This is a genomic window from Streptococcus sp. 20925_1_69, from assembly GCF_041432365.1.
GTDB lineage: Bacteria > Bacillota > Bacilli > Lactobacillales > Streptococcaceae > Streptococcus.
In genome coordinates, this window is record NZ_JAPVZL010000006.1 from 1 (window position 1) to 24,209 (window position 24,209).

Sequence of the window (24,209 nt, forward strand, 5' to 3'; positions counted from 1 at the left end):
GCCTTTTTATTTTTTGTCAACTACTTTTTTAAAACTTTTTTAATTAATTTTACAACAGCTTCCGTTCGAGCTGTATGTGGGAACATATCGACCGACTGGATATAATGAAGGTCATAGACTTCTACTAAGCGTACCAAATCACGAGCCAAGGTCGAAACATTACAAGAAATATAAACCATTTTTTCTGGTATATAAGTAAGAATAGTATCTAATAACTTATCATCCAGACCTGTACGTGGTGGGTCCACAATCAGAGCATCTGCTAGGTAGCCTTCCTTGTACCAACGAGGAATAATCTCTTCTGCCGTTCCAGCTTCATAATGAGTATTGTCAAATCCCATTCTTTTAGCATTTCGCTTGGCATCTTCAATAGCTTCTGGAATAATATCCATACCTCTGAGTGTTTTTACTTTCTTTGCAAAGGCAAATCCAATCGTTCCAACTCCACAATAAGCGTCAATCAAATGGTCTTCTTTATCAACATCCAGTGCTTTTACTGCTTCGCTATAGAGGACTTCTGTTTGTTCAGGATTTAGTTGGTAGAAAGCGCGAGGGGATAGTGAAAATTCATAATCAAGAACCCCTTCTTGAATACTATCTTCTCCCCAGATAATCTCTGTCTTTTCACCATAAATCTCACTGGTTTTAGCTGTATTTGTATTCACAGCTACTGTCACAACTTCTGGAAAACCTTTAACCAAGTCTTTTACCAATTGAGTTAAATTTAGCTGGCGATTTGTAACAATAATAATCTGAACCTGTCCAGTCTTTCTAGCTCGTCGAACCATTATAGTTCTAACACCTAGAGTTTTTCTCTCATCCGTGATTGGAATCTGGTGATAAGTAAGTAATTCTGCTAGACGATTAGCAATCACTTGAGTTTCCTTGTCTTGTACCAGGCAGTCTTTCAACTCTACTAAGTAATGAGAGTTTTGTGCATATAAGCCAGCCTTGACCTGATTTTTAAATTTTCGAGTCTGAAATTGTAACTTGGCACGATAGTACTTTGGTTCCTGCATACCAATCGTCGGGCGGATTTCATAATTTTCATATCCTGCAGGGGCAAATTTTTTCAGCGCTTGATGAAGCAAGTCCGTCTTGAACTCTAGCTGCTTATCATAATGCAGATGCATGATTTGGCAGCCTCCGCATTCATTGTAAATAGTACAAGCTGGCACAACTCGAAATTTAGACTTCTTATTAACCTTTAGTAATTTTGCTTCAACAAAATTACGTTTAATAGAAGTAATCTGACAATAGATATCTTCTCCTTTGAGAGCACCAGGCACAAAGACTAATGTTTTTTGATAAAAGCCAATTCCCTCACCATTAATTCCCATGCGCTTGATTTTTAATGGTATTTTTTGTTTCACTTTCAGATTCATACCCCTATCTTATCACATTTTGAGTTATAATAGAACTATGAAAATCACAAAACTTGAAAAGAAAAAAAGACTCTATCTGATGGAGCTTGATAATGGCGACAAATGCTACATCACCGAAGATACAATTGTTCGTTTTATGTTATCGAGAGATAAGGTGATAAGCGAAGAGGAATTGAAAGAGATTCAGGACTTTGCTCAATTTTCTTATGGTAAGAATCTAGCCCTCTACCACCTATCCTTTAAAGCACGCACTGAAAAAGAAGTAAGAGAATATCTGAAAAAATACGATTTCAATGAAAACATAGCTTCTAAGGTCATTGCTAATCTTAAAGAGGATAAGTGGATTAATGATAATCAGTACGCTTATGCTATCATCAATGCCAATCAACTTTCAGGATACAAGGGGCCTTATGTACTGACTCAGAAATTAGCACAAAAGGGGATTTCAAAATCCACTATAGAAGAGATACTGAAAGAATTTGATTCTTCGGAAGTTGCTCAACGTGTAGCCAATAAACTATTGAAGAAATATGAAGGAAAACTTCCAGCTCGTGCTTTGCAAGATAAGATTATCCAAAATTTGACCAACAAGGGGTTTTCCTATTCTGATGCTAAAAGTGCCTTTGACCAGTTGGATAGTCAAGTTGACCAAGAAACGACTCAGGAACTCATCTTCAAGGAACTTGATAAGCAATATTCTAAGTATGCCCGAAAATATGAAGGATACGAACTTAAACAGCGTTTAACCCAAGTTTTAGCACGAAAGGGCTACGATTTTTCGGATATAGCAAGCGCTCTCAGAGAATATCTTTAATATTTTCATGTAAAATTCACAGATTTTAGGTAATTTTATGGTACAATAGTAAACGATAAACTTATAAATTGTAGAAAGTTGGTTAGTTATGAAGCTTCCAAAAGAAGGCGACTTTATTACAATTCAAAGTTATAAGCATGATGGGAGTCTCCACCGAACTTGGCGGGACACCATGGTACTAAAAACAACAGAAAACGCCATTATTGGTGTCAACGATCATACACTGGTTACCGAAAGTGATGGTCGTCGTTGGGTCACTCGAGAACCGGCTATTGTTTACTTTCACAAGAAATATTGGTTTAATATCATTGCCATGATTCGTGATAATGGAATTTCCTACTATTGCAATATGGCTAGCCCCTACTATCTGGATGAAGAAGCACTGAAGTATATTGATTACGATTTGGATGTTAAAATTTTTACAGATGGGGAAAAACGTCTCTTGGACGTTGAGGAGTATGAGCGTCACAAACGCAAAATGAATTATTCTGATGATTTGGACTATATTTTAAAAGAACATGTCAAAATTCTTGTTGATTGGATTAACAATGGACGTGGTCCTTTCTCAGAAGCCTATGTAAACATTTGGTACAAGCGCTATGTAGAACTAAAGAATCGGTAAAGTTGTCAAACTAGGGTGAAAGCCCTGGTTTTTTTATTTGAAAAACCCAACTTTTCAGCTGAGTTGTCTTTATATATCTAATTTCGTAACAGTAAATTTGATATGGGAATAGTCTTTTTCAACATCCTTATCCAGCAAGAATGCTGTGGCGTCCTTCTTAACTTGAACCAGGTCAATATTCTGGGCTTGGGCTGCATAGACGCATCCACAATAACATTGACGGTAAATGTCATACTCTTCACACATCTCTACCGAACGTTTGTAGCCTTGATTTTTCTTGAAATCACTTGGAAGATAGTGGGTTGTATAAATTTTTTGCACATCGATTCCGATGCTGTTAATGGTTTGAGAATTCTTATGAGGACTGATGGTTAAAGCCGAACCGAAGTAGTCAAAACCTAAATCCATAGCCACTTGAGCTGTCTTATCCAGGCGGTAGTCAAAGCAAACCTTGCAACGGTCGCCACCTTCAGGCTCTTCTTCCAGTCCTCTGACTAACTTACGATATTCATTTGGTTCGTAGGGAGCTTCTAGATACTGGACCGTATTTCCTGTCCTCTCATTGAAATCACTGACAAATTTCTTGGTGACGTAAGCCCGCTTATGGTATTCTGCCTTGGGATGGATATTGGAATTAGCAAAATAGATAGTCACATCTGCATACTTGGTCAAATATTCTAGTGTATAGGTACTGCAAGGGGCACAGCAAACATGCATGAGAATGGTTGGCCGTTGCTCATTTTTCTCCCATACTTGGACCATCTTCTGCATGACACGGTCATAATTAATCTTCTGATTGGGGTTCATCTTGCTCAGAATCTCTTCTACATCGATCATGTTCTTCTCCTTTTTCTAGTCTTATTTTATCATATAAGTTAGGAGAGCTCAAATCAATTTAGAAATGAACATCATAAAAAGGAGGAATAGGCATTCCCTCCTTTTCTTTTGTGTTTCCTATAGAAAGCTTACATCATGCCGCCCATCATGCTTGGATCCATTGCTGGAGCTGAGGCTACTGGTTCTGGTTTATTGGCTACGACTGCTTCTGTAGTCAAAATCAAGCTGGCTACAGATGCTGCATTTTGTAGGGCTGAACGACTAACCTTAACTGGATCGATAATCCCTTGATCAATCATATTGACCCACTCACCAGTTGCTGCGTTGAATCCTGTACCAACTTCAGCATTTTTCAAACGATCGATAACGATAGATCCTTCAAATCCTGCATTGTGGGCGATTTGACGAACAGGTTCTTCCAAGGCACGGAGAACAATATTGCGCCCTGTCGCTTCATCTCCTGTCAATTCCAAATCAGCCACGGCTGGGATAACATTTACAAGGGCTGTTCCACCACCTGCAACGATTCCTTCTTCAACAGCTGCACGAGTAGCGTTGAGAGCATCTTCGATGCGAAGTTTCATTTCTTTCAACTCAGTTTCAGTTGCGGCTCCGACCTTAATAACTGCGACACCACCTGACAATTTGGCCAAGCGTTCTTGCAATTTTTCACGGTCAAATTCAGAAGTTGTAGTTTCGATTTGAGACTTGATAACCGCAACACGGTGTGAAATCGCTTCAGGATTTCCCGCACCTTCTACGATAACCGTGCTATCTTTGTCCACAGTTACTCTCGCTGCTTGACCAAGAGCTTCAATTGTCGCATCTTTCAACTCAAGACCAAGGTCTTCTGTGATAACTGTTCCGCCTGTCAAGATGGCAATGTCTTCAAGCATGGCTTTGCGACGGTCACCAAAACCAGGTGCCTTGACTGCTACTACGTTAAAGGTTCCACGAATCTTGTTCAAAACAAGAGTAGGAAGAGCCTCACCATCCACATCATCCGCAATAATCAAGAGTGGACGATTGCTTTGGAGAATACTTTCTAGTAGTGGCAAGATTTCTTGGATATTTGAAATCTTCTTATCAGTAATCAAAATGTATGGATTTTCAAGATCAGCTACCATTTTTTCGCTATCTGTTACCATATACTGTGAAAGATAACCACGGTCAAACTGCATTCCTTCTACGACTTCAAGCTCTGTTTCCATACCACGTGACTCTTCGATAGTGATGACTCCGTCTTTGCCAACCTTTTCCATGGCTTCAGAGATGTATTCGCCTACTTTTTCGGAACGAGAAGAGACGGCGGCAACCTGAGCGATAGCTTCTTTATTGGCAACAGGGATGGCGTTGCTTTTCAAAGCTTCTACTGCTGCTGCAACTGCTGTTTCAATCCCACGACGAATTCCGATTGGATTGGCACCTGCTGTGACGTTTTTGATTCCTTCACGGACGATTGCTTGGGTCAAAACAGTTGCAGTTGTAGTCCCATCACCTGCAATATCATTGGTTTTTGAAGCTACTTCTGATACCAATTTGGCACCCATATTTTCAAAATGGTCTTCTAACTCGATTTCTTTGGCAATGGTCACACCGTCATTGGTAATCAATGGTGAACCGAATGACTTTTCAAGAACGACATTACGACCTTTTGGTCCCAAGGTTACTTTAACAGTGTCTGCAAGGATATCGACACCACGAACCATAGCTGAACGGGCATCTGATGAAAATTTAATTTCTTTTGACATACTTACTTTCTCCTTCTATTCTTCAATGATAGCCAAGATGTTAGCTTCACCTACGATGATGTACTTTTCATCGCCATCTTTGACATCAAGACCTGCGTGGGCTTCAACTAAGACACGGTCTCCAGCTTTAACACTTGGAGCAACTAAGTCACCGTTCAAGGTACGAACACCTTGTCCAGTAGCCACAACTTGAGCTGTTTTAGTTTTTTCTTGGGCTGAACCTGCAAGGACAAAGCCTCCAACAGTTTGTTCTTTATCTTCGATTTTTAAGACCACACGGTCCCCTAATGGTTTCAACATCTGATTTCCTCCATAATGAGATAGATATTATTAGCACTCTTTATACTTGAGTGCTAATTCATAGTTCTATTGTATCACTTGGTCAGAAATAGTCAAGAAAAAAGTCTGACTTTCTCAAGATAAAAAGCCTGAGACCAACTCAGACTTTTCAATGCTTATACTAGTGCAAATTGGGAAACTAACCGCAGACTGCTAAAAAACAGTTTTGAGGTTGTAGATAAGACTGACGAAGTCAGTTACCTATACCTACGGCAAGGTCAAGCTGACATGGTTTGAAGAGATTTTCGAAGAGTATTAAAATGGCAATTCTTCCTCTTCCAAAACCAAATCTGCTAGGTCTTGACCTGCATTATTTTCACGCATAGCACGTTGGGCACGACTTTCCAAGAGTTGGAATCCTGTCACAAGGACTTCAGTCACATAATTCATTTGACCATTTTTCTCAAAACGACGGGTACGAAGTTCTCCATCCACAGAAATGAGACTTCCTTTGGTTGCGTAACTTGCCAAGCTTTCTGCTAATCTGCCCCATAGGACCATATTGACAAAGTCAGCTTCTCGTTCCCCATTTTGGTCTTTGTAACGACGATTTACAGCGATAGTTGCGCGCGCCACTGACTTGTCATTGTTGGTTTTGTGCAATTCTGGTGTAGACGTCAAGCGTCCGATTAAGATAACTTTATTATACATATTTTCTTCCTCCTACTTATCTATTCGTAGGAAATCAAAAAAAGTTACAGAAATTTGTAACTTTTCGAGAAAATTTTTTATTTTTTATGAACCATGAAACCTGTCGCTTGTTGATTTGCCATAATGGTCATATCTGTAATCTGCACACGACGAGGTTGACTGGTCACATAGACTACTGTGTCTGCAATATCCTGAGCTTGCAAAGCTTCTATTCCTTGGTAAACGGACGCAGCTCTCTCTTTATCACCATGAAAACGTACCGTCGAAAAATCTGTTTCGACAATCCCTGGCTGAATGGTCGTCACCTTGATATCCGTTGCGATGGTATCAATTCGCAGTCCATCTGAAAAGGTCTTGACTGCCGCCTTGGTTGCTGAGTAAACAGCTGCACCCGCATAGGCATAGATTCCTGCGGTTGACCCCATATTGATAATGTGACCTTGATTGGCTTTTACCATTGCTGGCAAAAAACAGCGAGTAACTGCCATCAAACCTTTGACATTGGTATCCAGCATGGTCAACATATCCAGCTCTTCATAATCCTGATAGGGTGCTAAACCTAGAGCCAGTCCAGCATTGTTGACCAGAATATCAATCTGACCTACTCTTTCTAGAATATCGGAGCAGACCGTCTTGACCATGGCCATATCCGTCACATCTAATGAAAAGGTCCAAACTGTTTGACTAGGAAAAGTTTCTGCAAACTCCGACTTAAGAGCTTCTAGTCTATCTGTCCGTCGTCCTGTTAGGACGACATTCTCACCCTGCTCCAGATAAGCACGCGCAATTGCTTCACCAATACCTGATGTCGCTCCTGTAATCACTACATTTTTTGCCATCTTATTTCCTTCTATCTAGTGGTCCAGATACTGATAACTTCCTAAGCAGTCCAGTGCTTAGCCGGGTCGAATGGTGTACCAACAACTTGGTCTTCTGATAATTCAATAATACCACGTTTTTGCGGAGCATTTGACAAAGCAAGTTCACGAGGGCTGCACATCATTCCAAAACTCTTTTCGCCACGAAGTTCACCTGGGAAAATGAGATTCCCTTTGGGCATCATTGCTCCTGGAAGAGCTACAATGGTTTTCAACCCGACACGCGCATTTGGTGCCCCTGCAACAATTTGCACTGTCTTGTCACTTGCAACTGCAACTTGGCAGATGTTGAGGTGGTCACTATCTGGATGAGCTACCATCTCGACAATTTCACCAACAACAAACTTAGGCTCCTTATCATTGATAATTTCTTCTGTAAAACCTTCCGCCTGCAATTCTTGGTTCAAACGAGCGACTTGCTCATCTGTCAAAAAGACTTGACCGCGCTCTGCAATTTCAAACAAACTTGAAACTTCGAAAATATTCCATGCCACTGTTTCCCCATTATCTTTGAGGAAAACACGAGCTACCTTGCCTTTGCGCTCCACATCCAGTTTGGCATCTCCGCTATTTTTCACGATGACCATAAGGACATCACCGACATGTTCTTTGTTATATGTAAAAATCATTGTTTCTATTTTCTCCTATTTCAGTCCTGCTAAAAAGTCGTTAATTTGTTGCTTGCTTTTACGGTCGCGATTAACAAAACGACCGATTTCCTTGTCCTTTTCTAGAACAACAAGGCTAGGAATTCCGTAAACATCCCAGAGTTTAGCTAGATCCATATACTGATCTCGGTCCACTCGAATAAAGGTGAACTCTGGATTGGTCTCCTCAATTTCTGGCAAGGCAGGATAAATATAACGGCAATCGCCACACCAATCCGCCACAAAAAGAAAGACTTTCTTGCCATCCTTTTCAACTAAAGATGCCAATTCTTCTAAACTTGCTGGCTGTATCATAAGACTTCCTCCTCATAGACTAGATCTTCATTTTCATAGACAAAGGTATAATGACGGCCATCCTCAAAAATGACGCCACCAACCAAGCTCTCTAGACTGCTTTCATAGACTTGAACATAGAGGGTCGCAATTTCCCCCATGTCTGAAAAATGGTCTCGCACAATCTCTGTCAACTCTTCCTGAGTCTTCATGAGCTTATGGTCATCTGCAACTTTTTTCGTAGCAAGGGCAAGGCTCCCAATACCAAGCAGAGCCAGACCTGCCATCCACATTTTTTTAGCTTTCATATCATTCATTTTAACACAAAAAAGGCTTTAGGACAAATGAGAAAACAGCAAAAAAGCAAGTAAAAAGCCTCTTCCTTTAAGGAAAAAGGACTTCTTATACTCAATGAAAATCAAAGAGCAAACTAGGAAGCTAGCCGCAGATTGCTCAAAACACTGTTTTGAGATTGTGGATGAAGCTGACGTGGTTTGAAGAGATTTTCGAAGAGTATTATTCTTATTGCCAGGCACCTGAGTTGCCAACGTAGTAACCATCAGGGGTGTAGGTATTGCGAAGCATCTTACCTGATGAAGCCAGATAATACCACTTGCCATCATCTTTGACCCAATCATTCGCTAGCATGTCACCAGAAGAACTTACATAATACCATTCTCCCTTGTCATAAACCCAAGTGCTTGCTCTCATGGAGCCTGAAGTTGATAAATAGTACCACTTGCCTTGGTCATAAAGCCAATCACTAGCAATCATGGCTCCTGATGATTTAAAGGCATACCAGTTGCTACCTTGATAGAGCCAAGTTTGATTGAACATGACTCCTTTATCATTCATAAAGTACCAAGTTCCCTTGTCATAAACCCAATCATTCTGCACTAATTGACCTTGTTTTTGATAGTACCAGTTTTGGTTTGATTTTAGCCAACTTTCTGCTTTTACAATCGGATAAAGTTCTTTGAAAGATCCTCCATCATATTTACGACTGATAGATTTTAGTTTTTCAAGTTTCAACTAACTATTGTCATAGTCTGCCCAAGCATATACTTTTTGACCATTGACAGTCTCTGGTAAGGTAGCAGTGTAAGTCTTGGTTTGATAGTCCCATTTTGTATCAAGGTAGGTGTATTGATTATTTGATTCATCAATACGATAGTAACCTCTCTTTCCACTATCATTATGAATATCATCCACAACTTTCGTTGACCAGGTCTTCACTTCGTTTCCGCTCTTAGCCTCGACCTTGATATCTCCTCTATAGCCATATGGAACATAGAAATTCAGGTAACGCCCTTCTATACCAATCATAGACTTGTCCTTTTCTTGACCTAGAAAATTGACTGTCTGATCTTGACCATCGAGACTAACCGTCCACTCGATTTTCTCGGTTTTTGGTAAATCCAAGACTTTGATATCCACTTCATGATCATTGTTAAACCGAAAAATCTTGCCATCTTGATACTGTACTCCACACTTAACAACCCATTCTTCTTTAAGCTCAAATGCCTACCCTGAATGTGGAAAAGCCAGTAAAGCTAGACCAGCTAGAGACAAACCAAATAATGTGATTTTTTTCATCGTAGATCCTCCTTAGGATTTTTTATATTAATTATATCACTATGTTTTTATTTTGCAATTCATATCCTAAATATGCAAGCAAAAAACCTCTGAGATTATTCTCAAAGGTTCTGATTTTGCTAATTGCTGTTCTCAACTGCTGCAGTCACAAAAGCAGTGTAGAGTTCTTCTGGGCGATTTGGACGGCTTGACAGTTCAGGGTGATACTGACACGCTACAAAGAATTTATTTTCAGGAATTTCCACGACTTCGACCAAACGATTATCTGGAGAAACTCCTGAGAAGACAAAGCCTGCTGCCTCAAACTGCTCACGGAAGGCATTGTTAAATTCGTAGCGGTGACGGTGACGGCGTTGCACCACTTCTTGATTGTGATAAGCAGCCGCAGCCTTAGAGCCACGTTTCAACTTAGATGGATAAAGTCCCAAACGAAGGGTTCCACCCATATCCTCAACATCAATCTGATCACGCATGATATCAATGATAGGGTATTTTGTTTCTGGTGCAAGTTCTGCAGAATTAGCACCTTCAAGGCCTAAAACGTTACGAGCAAACTCGATACATGTCAACTGCATTCCCAAGCAGACACCTAACATTGGAACATCATTTTCACGCGCATAGCGGATAGCTTGAATTTTCCCTTCCGTACCACGTTGACCAAAACCGCCTGGCACGATGATTCCGTCCGCATCAGACAAGAGCTCTGCTACATTCTCTGCTGTCACATCATTGGCATTGATCCAATTGATTTTAACTTCTGCGTCGTTAGCATAACCAGAGTGTTTCAAGGCTTCGACCACTGAGATGTAGGCATCTTGCAACTCCACATACTTACCAACAAGGGAAATCTTAACTTGTTTCTTGAGATTCATGACCTTATCCACCATAGCTGACCATTCTGTCATATCTGCTACTGGTGCATCTAGTTTCAAATGGTCACAGACAATTTGGTCCATACCTTGTGCCTGCAAATTCAATGGAATTTGGTAAAGGTGTTCAACATCCAATGATTCGATAACGGCTTCTGGTGCCACATCACAGAACTGGGCTAGTTTGTTTTTAATTCCTTGACCTGCTGGTTCTTCTGTACGAATAACCAACATATTTGGTTGAATTCCCAAGCCACGCAATTCTTTGACAGAGTGTTGAGTTGGTTTGGTCTTCATTTCACCAGCAGCCTTGAGGTAAGGAAGCAAGGTTGTATGGATATACATGACATTATCCGCACCCACATCTGCCTTCATCTGACGAAGAGCCTCTAGGAATGGCAAGGACTCGATATCTCCTACTGTTCCACCAACCTCTGTGATAATGACATCAGAATCAGTCGTTAGAGCGGCACGCTTGATTTTTTCTTTCAAAGCATCTGTGATATGAGGAATAACCTGAACAGTTGCCCCAAGGTATTCTCCACGGCGTTCTTTACGAAGAACTTCACTGTAAATTTTACCAGTTGTCACGTTGGAATATTTGTTGAGATTGATATCGATGAAACGTTCATAGTGACCCAAGTCCAAATCAGTCTCAGCTCCATCATCTGTCACAAAGACTTCTCCGTGCTGGTAAGGGCTCATAGTTCCCGGATCGATATTGATATAAGGGTCAAATTTTTGAATCGTTACTTTGAGACCACGATTTTTCAAGAGACGGCCCAGACTCGCTGCGACAATCCCTTTCCCAATAGACGATACCACACCACCAGTTACAAAAATATATTTCGTAGACATAGATTCCTCTTTCTAAAATGCTCAAGGTCTTGTCAACTACGAGGGGACATAGAAAACAAGACCCTACTAATAAGAATAATCTGGGACGACTGCGCCAGATTCACAACTAAAATACAAGAAGATAACTTCTTGAAAAAACAAAAATAGCTCCCTAAGAACTAGGGAGCCCCGACCTCTAAAAGAGGTGCCCGAACAATATGATACCTAAAAATAGGACAATTGTCAATAGCTAACTTTTATTCCTCGATGTTTTCAGAATCATCGTCTGAAAACTCATCGTCTTCTTCGTTGAGATCCACGTCTTCACCCAAGTCATCTGGGGCGATTTCGTTGATTTCTGCATCGTAAGCTTCCACTTCATTTTTCTCATCATCTGGATTTTCGTCATCGTATGAAAGAGCTGGATCTGCTTCGTATGCATCTTCGTCTTCTGGATCATCTGCATTATAGTCAATTGCATCTGAATCGCCATCCATGAAGGCATTGACACGTTTCTTCTTAGCTTTTGGTGCTACTTCATCGTCGTCATTTTCTTCAAGAGCGATGATTTCTTCGTCGATTTCGTCCACACCATACCATGAACGAAGCCCCCATTTGTTGTCTCCAAGTGAGATGAAGCTACCGTCAAAGTTCAATTCTGTGTAGAACAAAGGCAAGGCTTCGCGGATATCGCTGTTTGATGTTCCAAGGTAGTTTTGAATTTCGTTTACAAGATCGCTAAAATGCATCTCATGATCGCGACCACGAAGTTCCAAGATAGCACGCGCTACCTCAATCATAGATAGTTCACTTTTTTCTTGCCCAGCAAATACTTCTAATTCCAAAGCGTTTCTCCTCATTTATACTACTATCGCCAGAGTAAACAGACTCTGACCTCATTTTATCATTTACTCTTTATTTTACGATAATTTTGCAGAATAGTCAAAGGTTAAGGGGGAGAAAGTGACAGGACTTTTTATTTGGTAACTTCTCAAAGTAACTTCCACCATAGCGGAACTTAATCTGAAACGCTTTCAGATGAGGGGATTTTGTGCGCTCTTTTTTTCGATTCATTTTGGTTACAAAAGCAATAAAATCAAGCATGTTTAAAACCAGTGGAATTTACCCTGACACGGATTTCCACTGGTTTTTACGATTTTTATCAGACTAACTTCCACTTGGATTAGCGGTGGAAGTTAGTTTGGGAATTTACCCACGGATTTCCACTGGTTTTTACAATTTTTATCAGACTAACTTCCACTTGGATTAGCGGTGGAACTTAGTTTGGGAATTTACCGACTTTTTATTTCTTTGCTACCCAGCCGATGGTGTCACTAGGTGGATTTTCAATATCAATCCAGATAAATTCAATCCCGATTTCGCCATTTTTAAACTTAGTCAAACGAATACCGTTGATTTCCAGTTCATTGAGTCGTGGGCCTGTCAATACTTCTCGTTCCTGCAAAATGAAAATCATACATAGAAATTTTTAAAAATTTTCTCTATCGTAAACCTGCCACTATTTCAGAAGCTATACTAGCTGATTCCAAACGTAGTATGGTCATTTCATCTACCTTCCCTAATAATGGCATTGCACCATACCAAACAATGGTCTTGTTCACCAATAGAATAGGCGTGACTATTTTTGATTGAGTAAAAGACACTTTAATCCTCTTGCTCTTCAACTGGTATAGCCAGGATTTGTTTGCAACAGTCTCTGGTATACATATCTCAATTTGACTAATCCTAAATTCTTTTAGAAAATTCATCAGTTTTGTCTGGTGCACATAAGGCAAAATAAGCATACATTCCTGTCTTTCCCCTGCTAAGTCCTCCCTCAACACATTCTCATATCTACTATCAACATAAACGAATTGTTTCTCCTCACCCTCAATGGCACGATAATCCATCTTTCGATAAGCTACTTGTCGTTTCTGAAACATCTTTTCTAAATAAGGAACATGAATATCCACATAATCGAAAATACGTACCGAAGACTTATCCTTGTAGTTTCTATGGATCCGACCGGCGTACTGAATCAAATTATTTTTCCAAGAAAAGGGTGCTGCCAAAATAAGCGTGTCTAGCTGAGGTAAGTCAAAACCTTCGCCAATGTATTTTCCAGTAGACAACAAAACAAATCCTTTATCTAGCTGTTCTAGCTTCTCTAGTAAACTTGTTCTCTCTCGGACTTTGGTTTTTCCACTAATAATATAACAGTCATCAACCTCCTTCTCTTTCAATAATTTTTCAAAGACATCTATCTGTTGAATTCGATTGACTAGAACCAAGATATTCCGCCCTTCTGCCACTTGGTCTAGAATATCCTTGAGAATCATCTGATTCCTCACTGAGTCAGTAGCAATCCAATCACTAAGCTGTATAAAATTACTTGCTTTGGTCTTTTTTATCTCCAAATGACCAAAAGAAGTAAATCTTAATTGCAATTGCCGTTTAAAAGATGTCTCCCTCTTACCAGCAGTATGAAGTATCTCACCCATTCTCTGAAAAACGATAGGCTCATGACCATTCTTACGCTCAGGCGTAGCCGTCAAACCGTAAAGATACTTCCCTCTAAACTGTGCAACAACTTTTTCAAACATCAAGGCAGAGACATGATGACACTCATCCACAATCATCATCTCATACTCATCCAAAAGACTTTGACTATTTTCCAACTTAAATAGAGATTGAATCATAACAACATCAACCAGTTTACTCAGCCATTTCTTAGTCCCACCGTACTGCCCAACATAGCCGATTACCTTTTCACGACCTGATGGCGTATAGCGGGTAGCTTCTTTCTCTTCGAAAGTCAAAAAATGGTTTAAACGATCCAGCCATTGGTCTAAGAGTTGCTTATTATGGACTAGAATAATTGTTTTTGTCTTACGTTCAGAGATAAGAGCAGCACCTAAAACGGTCTTTCCAAAACCAGTCTCCGCATGAAGTAAACCATTTTCTTTAGAAGTCATATCTGACAGGGCTAACTCTTGCTCCAAAGTGAGTTCTCCCTTAAATTCCACTCTAATAGACCTTTGTACCCTTCTCCTATCTTCCACAGATATCTGCTTAAATTTATCTTGCAATGGATACAGCAAGCCTCTTGGCAGCCATAAATAATGATCAGATTCTCCAAATAAATACATTCGCTCAGGAATTTGATAGGTTGGTTGTCGCATAGCCTGCTTTAAATAAAATTCGGGATTAGAAAATGAAGCCATATTTTTCAAGAAAAACAGTGTCTTTGGTGTCACAGACGATTTTTCAAGTTGGATCATATTGGATAAGACGATCTGCAACTCCTTATCCAATTCTTGCTTGCCTAACTCCTCTTGGATTAAGAGTGCTACTTTAGCAGTTGAAACCCTCTGAATCTCTTGTAGATACCTCCATTGGTCTTCATAAGGCTGAAACTGTTCATCCACAAAGACCGTTCGCCCTTGATGATAAGCTTCTCCTTGAAAAGGAAGGGCAATCAAATTACCAAATCCACCTTTAGGAAGAACATCCTGATTTGGAAACATGCGATCAAAAGAATCAAAGGACAGTTGCATACTTTCCTGCATTGCCAGTTCTAACAGTTTCTTTCCAAACAAGCGAGCCTCTCGACTCGGAATCGCTTCCTCAAAGAAGAACCAAATATGGAGTCCGTGACCCGAACGAGAAATCTCTAGATGGGCTTCCATCTGGCGTTCCCTGGCTATTCTTCGAATGGTTAAACCAGCTTCTTTCCAATCTCCTTCATCCAAATCCAGTACCAAAAAATAACAGCTATCATCTAAGTGCATAGGAAAGATACCGATAGCTGTCTCCCCACGAAAATGAGATTTCAAAACAGAATCCGTCAATGTCTGGAAACTCCGTTTTTCAGGCGGCAACTGCTTCCAACCATAATCATAGGATGGAAAATATTGAATTTTCCCTTGATCATTGATAAAACTCTTAGCATAAACATCAAAACGGCCAGCAAACACAGAGGTAAACAATTGTAATTTTTCTTGCGTCGTCAAGCGACTACTTTGAAGTTGGAACATCTCCTCGAACTGAGAGCGTTCCATAGCAAACTGACTCTTGTCTTTAAGACGTTTACACAAGAAAAACTCACTTTCCCCATTAAAAGAAGAAAAGACATCAAGTACTTCTACCACAATTCCATCCAAAGACACAAAAACAGCCATAACAGTCACCTCCTTGATTCCTATAGGCTGATTATAACAAGAATAGCTGAAATTGTACACGAAAATAAAATCCGAATAGCACTGAAAGTACGAGATAAATAGAGTTTAAACGAGCAATCTATAAAACTAAAAAAACGCATATTATCAAGCGACCTAAAACTTTGATGATATACGTTTTCTTATGAGAATATTTACCTTATTTTGCCCCTAAAATTCAATGTTTACTCAGTATGAGGATTTTTAAAGATCGAGTTCTAGATACATCTTTTCTGAGGACAGATCGTTTTGACCACCGAGCAAGAGATTTTCAAAAAAAGCTGTTAAAAACTCAGGACGTCGCTGTAAAATCTTTGCATTATCTAATACCAAGGCATCACGAAAATACTTGGCATGTTGCTGAAATGGTGTATTATCAATATCAAAACCAAACTCACGAAGATACTGAATCAAAAAGACCGTTACCGTCCGAGTGTTTCCTTCGCGAAATGGATGAATCTGCCAGATTCCTGAAATAAAATGCTGGATTTTTTTAACCATATCCGCTTGGGTTAGTGTCGCATATGCAACTTGTTTTTCCTGATTAAAATCATAATCCAAGGTCATTTGAATCATGGAGTAATCAGAATACACAACACTTTCACCATTCAAAACAGGTTCATTCTTTGTGATATTGGTCTGACGAAATTGCCCCACCGGAATAGAGGTTTCAAATATATCTTGAAACAACTCCTTATGAATAGCAAGTAAGGTTGCAGGACTGAAGCTAAAGCCTCTTCGAGATAATAGTTCAACGATACGAAGAGAAACCAAGTCTGCCTCCTCCGTACTCGCATCAATGGTATGATGATAAGCCGTTGCATCCTCATAAACCTGCTCATAAGTCAGTTCACCCCGAGCCTGTTTCTCAGCCAAAGATTCCATATAAGCTGATGGCACTAGATTGTCAACTTTCTGCAGACCAAAACCTATCCGCCATAAATCACGCTTAGCTTCATAAGACAAGTTTGGATTGTCAATGTTGTAAGTTGGTTGCATAGAAATATCCTTTCAATTGTTTTTCTGTGTCATAGGTAAATGGTGAAATGGGTATGGAATTGGCGTAAATTATAAAAAGCCATCATAATAAGTTCTATGAATTATACAATAATAAAAGAGTTATACTCAACATCTCATGCACTTATCTGAAATGTCCGTTGGATGAATAGTTTGATTAAATGAATAATACTTATCAAATTCATTGGCATACACCACTCTGAACTCATAGGTCTATTCAAATCCCAACTCAATTCTCACATTATCTGAGAAGAAAGTTGCAATGTTGTACTTATCAGGTCGGTTCAAACTTACAGAATTTGTAATGTAGTTACCTGCTTTCTAGAAATAGATTAAATAGATTTATTATATAATGCAACAATGGTAAGAAAAATTAATAAAATAGAAGATACAATCCAAATAATATTTATATTCAGTCTAATCTCTGATATATTTTCAACTTGCTGTTTAAATTCAGATTCAGAAAATAAACTACCTATATCTTCCCCTATCAAAATATCTTTATAATTATTTTTTAATCTCTCAAAAACTTTATTGAAATCTGTCATATCTTTATTAAATTTTTTATTAGATAAATAACAATAAATTAATGAACCAAAAAGCGCAAACAGCAACAACCATAGAATATCTTTACTAAAAATATTATCTAGAGGAGAATCAGATACAATATTAGCTATCATAGTAGTCGTAATAAATGCTACTAACGCAACAAAGTTATTGCTAAAACTACCAATTATAACATTACTATACTGATCCATTTCATACAGTGTATGTACTATAAAATCACCTATATCCTTTTTAGCACTTAGATATTCCGACACATTATTTTTTATATATAAATTATAAACCCTTGAAATATCTCTTACACTTAATTTTAAATCACTAAAATCAAATATTGACGATTCTATTACTTCCCTTGCTATTGTAAGTTTATCCAGATAAATATCATCATGGTAAATCCAATTAAAAATATCATATATTTCCTTGGAGTATAAAAAAGAAAATTGATTTATATTTATAACATCTGTTATGTTCTTTGTTGCATCTTTAGATAAATTTAATTTCTCTTTGTGAAGAAATGAAAAAGAAGATAGATAAATAAATGAAAATAGTATCTCCCATTTTTGAAATAGTTCTTTTATTCTAGAATCGAACTCACTACTGACTATATGAAAATCGTTTGGAAGTAAGGGAAACTCATTTAAATTAAAAAAATTATTAGTAAACAATACTTTCGAAAACAATTCTAATCTATTTGTTTTCGAATATTCAAAACACTTATCTTTATAATATTTAAAAAATATAGTTTCTGTTCGATATGCTTTACCAAGCATATCGTTATCATAAACTTCAAAAAAAATATACTCTGCTTTGCTAGTTATTACCGAACTCAAAAAATTCAGAAAAACAACGTTATCAAGCTTGCTTAGATTATCAATAAACTTATTGTAATTAAAGATTGATAGAGTATTATTTAAAATGTTTTTATTTATAGAGATAGTTACGTCGATTTGATCAGAGTAAGATATAAAATCTATATAAACATCATTCAGTGTTAAATTATCAATTCGTAACTCTCTCCCGGCATCATTAGTTAAATTAATTATTATTTTATCTCGTTCTGGTACTGCCTTTATAAGAGTCTTAAAGAATGAAATTCCAGGTAGTGCTTCCAGAGAAAATGATTGTTTGGCTTCAAAGTAAAGTCGATCATCATCAGTTTTAAATTTTTCTAATAGAATATCATATATTGTCATTTCCATGCGTAAATTCTAAATAAGTCGTTTCATCGGTAACTTGTATTTTTAAATACTTTTTCCCTTGTTCTGTATAAGTTTCAATAACTTCTCTATTTTCTGAAACTGTTAATCTTATGCCCGGGTATACTTCATAATTTGTACGTATTCTAGCCTTTACAATATCGGCAACTACTTGAAAATTCCTCTCAAATTTTTTCTTTTCTGGTAATTCAAGTAATTCATTTTTAAATCGTTCTCTTGGAAATGATTCATCAATAGAAGAATAATCATTAAAAATGTCATCAATCATAGAATCATAATCCATAGTAGCATTTGTTCTGAAATAATGGATAAAAGAATTCCTTAAAAATGCTCGATCTTTTGGATATTCTTGCTTAATCTTTCTATTCAAAAAACCATCAATAGCATTGAAAGCGTTTTTTGTATTTTCCTCATCATTAGTCAATTCAATTAACTCCAGAAATTCATCATACCAATACTTAGTAATTGTATCTTGATGTAGTTGAACTCCAATCTCTTCGCTACTAGTTGCATCAATATAAAAAGTTGCTGATTTATAAACTTTAATATCTTTTGGAAAACCTTGTGTATCTGATAAACCTACTTGATTTACAAAAACAACATGAGCTACTTTTGCAAGTAAAAACATATATCTTTGATTATCTCTATCATAAAACAATGCTTGAATCAGTGACCCAACTTGAACAGATTTTTTCATTTTTTCTATTTTACTCTGTGCAGATATTTCTTTCTCCAACAATCTCATAGAAACCGATTCAAAAAATTCTTCACAAACAGTTGGTTCGCTTTGATTATCTATTATATTTTTTATACAATTTATAACTTGTGTTGTTTCTGCTTTTGATTTATAATTCTTTACAATTTTATTATTTGCTATTGTAATAAGAACTGTATGAAGATACTCATCAAATTTTATGCCATCATCTGGTATATTCTTTGTTGTAGTATTATTTTCTCTATCAATCGTATAAATAGTAGCTACCTTTAATTCCACTAATTTTACTCCTAATTATAATTACTATAACCATTATACCAAAAAACACGGTTCATCACCGTGTTTCTATGTTTATTTAACCAACTTCTTCATCTCATCAATACGCGCTACGGTCGCGTCGTACTTAGCTTGATAGTCGGCTTGTTTGTCGCGTTCTTTTTGGACGACTTCTGGTTTGGCGTTGGCTACGAAGCGTTCGTTAGAGAGTTTCTTGCCGACCATATCCAGTTCTTTTTGCCATTTAGCCAGTTCCTTGTCGAGACGAGCGAGTTCTTCTTCGACATTGAGGAGGTCTGCGAGAGGCAAGTAGATTTCTGCTCCTGTGATGACGCTTGACATAGCCAGTTCAGGCGCAGGGATGGTTGAGGCGATTTCCAAGTGTTCTGGATTTGTGAAGCGTTTGATATAGTTGACATTGCTGTTAAAGAAGGCTTCCAAGTCACTATCGCTAGTCTTAACAAGGATGGTGATTGGTTTGCTTGGTGCTACGTTCACTTCCGCACGCGCATTACGAATAGCACGAATCAAGTCTTTGAGGCTTTCGACACCTGTGTGGGCCGCAAGGTCCTCAAAGGCTGGGTTAACAGTTGGGTATTCTGCTGTCACGATAGAACCTTCTGAGATTTGTCCAAAGATTTCCTCTGTCACGAATGGCATGATTGGGTGAAGGAGACGAAGGATCTTGTCCAGAGTGTAAAGGAGAACAGAACGTGTGATGACTTTCTCTTCTTCGTTGTCGCTATAAAGGACTTCCTTAGTCAATTCAACGTACCAGTCCGCAAATTCATCCCAGATGAAGTTGTAGAGGATGTGTCCAGCCACACCAAACTCAAACTTGTCAAAGTTTTCAGTAACTTTACCGATAGTTTCATTGAGGTTGTGGAGAATCCAGCGGTCTGTGACATTTCCAGCTTCCTTGTTGACCACTTTTTCGACATTGGCAGTTGCTTGCTCAAGGGTCAAACCTTCATTATTCATGAGGATATAACGAGAGATGTTCCAGATTTTGTTAATAAAGTTCCATGAAGCATCCATTTTCTCATAAGAGAAACGCACGTCTTGCCCTGGTGCAGAACCGTTTGAAAGGAACCAACGAAGGCTATCTGTTCCGTACTTATCAATAACATCCATTGGATCAATCCCGTTACCGAGAGATTTCGACATCTTGCGTCCTTGCTCATCACGAATGAGACCATGAATCAAGGCATTTTTAAATGGCGACTTGCCAGTAAATTCCAAACCTTGGAAAATCATTCGAGATACCCAGAACGGGATAATATCATAACCAGTCACCAAAGTTGATGTTGGATAATAACGTTTGAAGTCTTCTGAGTCGACATCCGGCCAGCCCATGGTAGAGAATGGCCAAAGAGCCGAACTGAACCACGTATCCAAGACATCTTCGTCCTGAGTCCAACCGTCACCTTCTGGAGCTTCTTCACCGACATACATTTCACCCTCAGCATTGTACCAAGCAGGGATTTGGTGACCCCACCAGAGCTGGCGAGAGATGACCCAGTCGTGGACATTTTCCATCCATTGGAGGAAGGTATCGTTGAAACGAGGTGGGTAGAATTCTACCTTGTCCTCTGTGTCTTGGTTAGCAATAGCATTCTTAGCCAATTGGTCCATCTTAACGAACCATTGAGTAGACAAGCGTGGTTCAACCACAACACCTGTACGCTCTGAGTGACCAACACTGTGGACACGTTTTTCGATTTTAACAAGGGCACCAATTTCTTCCAACTTAGCAACGACTGCTTTACGAGCTTCAAAACGGTCCATACCTGCAAATTCGAAGGCAAGCTCATTCATAGTTCCGTCGTCGTTCATGACGTTAACTTGTGGCAAGTTGTGGCGTTGACCAACCAAGAAGTCGTTTGGATCGTGGGCAGGCGTGATTTTCACGACACCTGTACCAAACTCAGGGTCTGCGTGCTCATCCCCAACGATTGGGATCAATTTATTAGCGATTGGAAGAATAACATTTTTACCAATCAAATCCTTGTAGCGTGGGTCTTCTGGATTGACCGCAACGGCAACGTCCCCAAACATGGTCTCAGGACGAGTTGTCGCAACTTCAAGGGCGCGTGAGCCGTCTTCCAGCATGTAGTTCATGTGGTAGAAGGCACCTTCGACATCCTTGTGGATGACTTCGATATCAGAAAGGGCTGTGCGAGCCGCTGGGTCCCAGTTGATGATAAACTCACCACGGTAGATCCAGCCTTTCTTGTAAAGATCCACGAAGACCTTGCGAACGGCTTTTGACAAACCTTCATCAAGAGTGAAACGCTCACGAGAGTAGTCTACAGAGAGCCCCATCTTGCCCCACTGTTCCTTGATGGTAGTGGCATATTCGTCTTTCCATTCCCAGACCTTATCGAGGAATTTCTCACGACCCAGGTCATAACGGCTAATCCCCTCGCCACGCAAGCGCTCCTCAACCTTAGCCTGAGTCGCAATCCCCGCGTGGTCCATACCTGGAAGCCAAAGGGTATCAAAACCTTGCATCCGTTTTTGACGGATGATAATATCTTGCAAGGTTGTATCCCAAGCGTGACCAAGGTGGAGTTTACCAGTTACATTTGGTGGTGGAATAACGATTGAATAAGGCTTAGCCTTTTGATCGCCTGAAGGCTTGAAAACATCAGCGTCAAGCCATTTTTGGTAACGACCAGCCTCAACTTCTGCTGGATTGTATTTAGGTGAAAGTTCTTTAGACATGTGTGTGTCCTTTCTCTATTTTGTTCATTTTATTTTGAATTTGCTTAGCAGCTTCTTCTGCAGACAAATTCGTATTATTTATTTTAAAGTAGTGGTGCAACTCATTCGGTTGATGTTGGGAATTTAATTGAAGTGTTTCAGCTGTCTCTAAAATTTCTCTTTCAGATACCTCAATATGTCGTTTTAAGGGTTTGTGCTTTAATCGATTCTCCGTTTGATTTCGACGTAAGCGCTCTTCAAGGCTTGTTTCCAATTCAACAAAAAGAATCTCTTGATGATAGTCATTCAACAAACCTTGAATTTGCTTCAAATACATCATCTGGTACTGATTTGAAAAATCAATCACGTCTGTTAAAATCACATATCGCTGATTTCTAGCGCTAGCTCCAAGGAAAGAAAAGGTAATTCCACGAACAAATTCCCACATCTCCTCCGTATAATCCTGATAGATTTCTAGTGCAAAATCAATGGCTTGATGGTTATAAAAGAGGGTAGAATCCGTCAGTCGAGACAGTTCTTGACCAATCGTCATTTTTCCTGAGGCTGGAGCACCAATGATGAAAAGATGCATCAAATTACCTCCCACTCACTCCTCAGCAAGCCATATCTCAAATCATCACAGCGATTGCCTTGGGCATCTTTACGGTCTCGGATGCGAGCTTCGAGGGTAAATCCAAGTTTTTCTGCGACACGTTGACTTTGGACATTATAACCAAAACAAGTCAGTTCAATCTTGTGAAGACCCAAATCTTTAAAGCCTAAGTCAATCAAGGCACGCGCAGCTTCTGGCACATAACCGCGTCCCCAATAGTCTGGGTGTAAGGTATAGCCAATCTCCAGCACATCATCTTCATGACGATGGTTGAAATCAACAGAGCCGATGATAGTATCGGTCCCTTTAACTACTATGCCGTAACCAGCTGGGAGATTGTCCTTTTCATTGCGCTCGGGAAGAATGTGCTCCAGATAATAAATCTCATCTTCCAAGGTCTTGACAGGTGGAAAACCTGCTGGGTAAGAAACTTCTGGACGACTAGCATAATCAAAGATATCCTCAGCATCCGCCACTGTGCGGACTCGTAGGATAAGTCGCTCCGTTTCGATTCGTTCAGGTAATGTTGCTCTTGCCATCCTTCTTCCTCACTTTCTTAATGAAGCTCCCCATAGGGTCTACTCGGTCATCTAAATAGCGATAAACGCGCTGGTGGCCATCCCCCATAAAGTAAGTCGGCGCAAAACGGTCATTCTTAAAATGCCCCCTGTCATCCAAAAGTTCTGGATCAGCTAGTCGTTCGATAATCTTGGCAAAGATGTGACAAATACCGTCTTCCTCAATAATTCTATCAACTTGACATTCTAATACGACTGGACAAGCCTCTAAAATCGGAGACTGAGTCTGTTCAGAAATCTCGTGGTCTAGCCCCAGGTGTTTCAATTTCTCTCGATGACTGATAAAACCAGCCTGCTCCATCTCGAGCATGAGATTTTCATCAGGAATATTCACAGTAAACTTCTGGTAATGCTTGATTTGCTCAGCCGCATTTTCCTCAGCTCCGACACCAATGACTAGCCAATCTCCCAAGCTATAAGAGGAGCTACAGGTCGTAATATTGTGTCCAAAATTCTGATCCTGATATCCCAAAATGAAAATAGGAAAGCCATAATAGAGTTTACTTGTTTTAAAAGATTGCTTCATGACAACCTCCTTTGACCAAGATACAAAAGAAAAGCCCTGCCATCTACATGACAGGGACGAATGTGCTTATCCGCGGTACCACCCAATTTCGGGCAGAGCCCGCAACTCTCGTCTTTAAAAGCAAAAGACAGTAATATTTCATTTTTCATCCATCAGCAACCAGTTTTGACACATTTGTGGACTTCTCAGCACCGCCACTTTCTGTAAAATGTGGAATTCAAAACACCTCTGATGGCTTTATTGTAGCAAGTTTTTCTTAG

The 24,209-nt window shown here is 39.2% G+C and carries 22 protein-coding genes and 1 pseudogene; 2 read left to right on the forward strand and 21 right to left on the reverse strand.

Annotation, left to right across the window (positions count from 1 at the left end; translation table 11 throughout):
- Positions 1-20 precede the first annotated feature (20 nt).
- A complete protein-coding gene (rlmD, locus tag O3601_RS05170; RefSeq protein ID WP_371471537.1) occupies positions 21-1,385 on the reverse strand; it encodes a 23S rRNA (uracil(1939)-C(5))-methyltransferase RlmD in 1,365 nt (454 codons plus the stop codon).
- 37 nt (positions 1,386-1,422) lie between these two features.
- On the opposite strand from rlmD, the gene recX reads away from it, so the two are divergent.
- Both recX and O3601_RS05180 read left to right on the forward strand, forming a co-directional pair.
- Positions 1,423-2,199: a recombination regulator RecX gene (gene recX, locus O3601_RS05175; RefSeq protein ID WP_371471539.1), complete on the forward strand. Its 777-nt coding sequence runs from the start codon at positions 1,423-1,425 to the stop codon at positions 2,197-2,199.
- An 88-nt stretch (positions 2,200-2,287) separates the two neighbouring features.
- Positions 2,288-2,821: a DUF402 domain-containing protein gene (locus O3601_RS05180; RefSeq protein ID WP_000775316.1), complete on the forward strand. Its 534-nt coding sequence runs from the start codon at positions 2,288-2,290 to the stop codon at positions 2,819-2,821.
- A 69-nt stretch (positions 2,822-2,890) separates the two neighbouring features.
- Here the strand turns inward: O3601_RS05180 and O3601_RS05185 are convergent, their stop codons facing one another.
- The 20 genes and pseudogenes from O3601_RS05185 to O3601_RS05280 form a co-directional block, all read right to left on the reverse strand.
- On the reverse strand, positions 2,891-3,658 hold the full coding sequence (locus O3601_RS05185; RefSeq protein ID WP_000567567.1) for an epoxyqueuosine reductase QueH: 768 nt from the start codon (positions 3,656-3,658) through the stop codon (positions 2,891-2,893).
- Between the two features lie 128 nt (positions 3,659-3,786).
- Positions 3,787-5,409 (reverse strand): chaperonin GroEL, encoded by a 1,623-nt coding sequence (groL, locus tag O3601_RS05190; RefSeq protein ID WP_371471541.1) that lies wholly within the window; start codon positions 5,407-5,409, stop codon positions 3,787-3,789.
- A 15-nt stretch (positions 5,410-5,424) separates the two neighbouring features.
- Complete coding sequence (gene groES / locus O3601_RS05195; RefSeq protein ID WP_371471543.1) at positions 5,425-5,709, reverse strand: co-chaperone GroES; 285 nt, start codon at positions 5,707-5,709, stop codon at positions 5,425-5,427.
- Between the two features lie 294 nt (positions 5,710-6,003).
- The gene (locus O3601_RS05200) at positions 6,004-6,399 is read right to left on the reverse strand and encodes a single-stranded DNA-binding protein (RefSeq protein ID WP_000282439.1); all 396 of its coding nucleotides are present in this window, start codon (positions 6,397-6,399) and stop codon (positions 6,004-6,006) included.
- A gap of 77 nt (positions 6,400-6,476) precedes the next feature.
- Positions 6,477-7,238 carry an SDR family NAD(P)-dependent oxidoreductase gene (locus tag O3601_RS05205; RefSeq protein WP_371471545.1) on the reverse strand — a complete coding sequence of 254 codons (762 nt, stop codon included), beginning with the start codon at positions 7,236-7,238 and terminating at the stop codon, positions 6,477-6,479.
- A gap of 41 nt (positions 7,239-7,279) precedes the next feature.
- Positions 7,280-7,906, reverse strand: coding sequence for a YtpR family tRNA-binding protein (ytpR, locus tag O3601_RS05210; protein ID WP_371471546.1), 627 nt, complete (start codon positions 7,904-7,906; stop codon positions 7,280-7,282).
- Between the two features lie 15 nt (positions 7,907-7,921).
- On the reverse strand, positions 7,922-8,239 hold the full coding sequence (locus O3601_RS05215; protein WP_000615777.1) for a thioredoxin family protein: 318 nt from the start codon (positions 8,237-8,239) through the stop codon (positions 7,922-7,924).
- The gene (locus tag O3601_RS05220) at positions 8,236-8,535 is read right to left on the reverse strand and encodes a DUF4651 domain-containing protein (RefSeq protein WP_371471549.1); all 300 of its coding nucleotides are present in this window, start codon (positions 8,533-8,535) and stop codon (positions 8,236-8,238) included. Before O3601_RS05220 ends, O3601_RS05215 begins: the two co-directional genes overlap by 4 nt.
- A 205-nt stretch (positions 8,536-8,740) precedes the next feature.
- A pseudogene (locus O3601_RS05225) lies at positions 8,741-9,814 on the reverse strand (N-acetylmuramoyl-L-alanine amidase family protein).
- A gap of 119 nt (positions 9,815-9,933) precedes the next feature.
- Complete coding sequence (locus O3601_RS05230) at positions 9,934-11,541, reverse strand: CTP synthase (RefSeq protein WP_153224263.1); 1,608 nt, start codon at positions 11,539-11,541, stop codon at positions 9,934-9,936.
- 236 nt (positions 11,542-11,777) lie between these two features.
- On the reverse strand, positions 11,778-12,365 hold the full coding sequence (gene rpoE / locus O3601_RS05235) for a DNA-directed RNA polymerase subunit delta (protein ID WP_031227756.1): 588 nt from the start codon (positions 12,363-12,365) through the stop codon (positions 11,778-11,780).
- A 458-nt stretch (positions 12,366-12,823) separates the two neighbouring features.
- Positions 12,824-12,997 (reverse strand): hypothetical protein, encoded by a 174-nt coding sequence (locus O3601_RS05240; RefSeq protein WP_371471715.1) that lies wholly within the window; start codon positions 12,995-12,997, stop codon positions 12,824-12,826.
- A gap of 25 nt (positions 12,998-13,022) precedes the next feature.
- Positions 13,023-15,701: a DEAD/DEAH box helicase family protein gene (locus O3601_RS05245; RefSeq protein ID WP_371471551.1), complete on the reverse strand. Its 2,679-nt coding sequence runs from the start codon at positions 15,699-15,701 to the stop codon at positions 13,023-13,025.
- A gap of 240 nt (positions 15,702-15,941) precedes the next feature.
- Positions 15,942-16,736: a Fic family protein gene (locus tag O3601_RS05250; protein ID WP_371471553.1), complete on the reverse strand. Its 795-nt coding sequence runs from the start codon at positions 16,734-16,736 to the stop codon at positions 15,942-15,944.
- A 350-nt stretch (positions 16,737-17,086) separates the two neighbouring features.
- Positions 17,087-18,517, reverse strand: a complete 1,431-nt coding sequence (locus O3601_RS05255) for a hypothetical protein (protein ID WP_371471555.1) — start codon at positions 18,515-18,517, stop codon at positions 17,087-17,089.
- Entirely contained in the window at positions 18,498-19,529 is a 1,032-nt protein-coding gene (locus tag O3601_RS05260; protein WP_000421223.1) for a hypothetical protein, read from the reverse strand. The genes O3601_RS05255 and O3601_RS05260 overlap by 20 nt, the downstream gene beginning before the upstream one ends.
- Before the next feature lie 72 nt (positions 19,530-19,601).
- On the reverse strand, positions 19,602-22,253 hold the full coding sequence (locus O3601_RS05265) for a valine--tRNA ligase (protein WP_371471557.1): 2,652 nt from the start codon (positions 22,251-22,253) through the stop codon (positions 19,602-19,604).
- A complete protein-coding gene (locus O3601_RS05270; RefSeq protein WP_371471559.1) occupies positions 22,246-22,824 on the reverse strand; it encodes an AAA family ATPase in 579 nt (192 codons plus the stop codon). The genes O3601_RS05265 and O3601_RS05270 overlap by 8 nt, the downstream gene beginning before the upstream one ends.
- Positions 22,824-23,384: a GNAT family N-acetyltransferase gene (locus O3601_RS05275; RefSeq protein WP_371471561.1), complete on the reverse strand. Its 561-nt coding sequence runs from the start codon at positions 23,382-23,384 to the stop codon at positions 22,824-22,826. The genes O3601_RS05270 and O3601_RS05275 overlap by 1 nt, the downstream gene beginning before the upstream one ends.
- Positions 23,362-23,949, reverse strand: a complete 588-nt coding sequence (locus O3601_RS05280) for a flavin reductase family protein (RefSeq protein ID WP_371471564.1) — start codon at positions 23,947-23,949, stop codon at positions 23,362-23,364. The genes O3601_RS05275 and O3601_RS05280 overlap by 23 nt, the downstream gene beginning before the upstream one ends.
- Positions 23,950-24,209 lie beyond the last annotated feature (260 nt).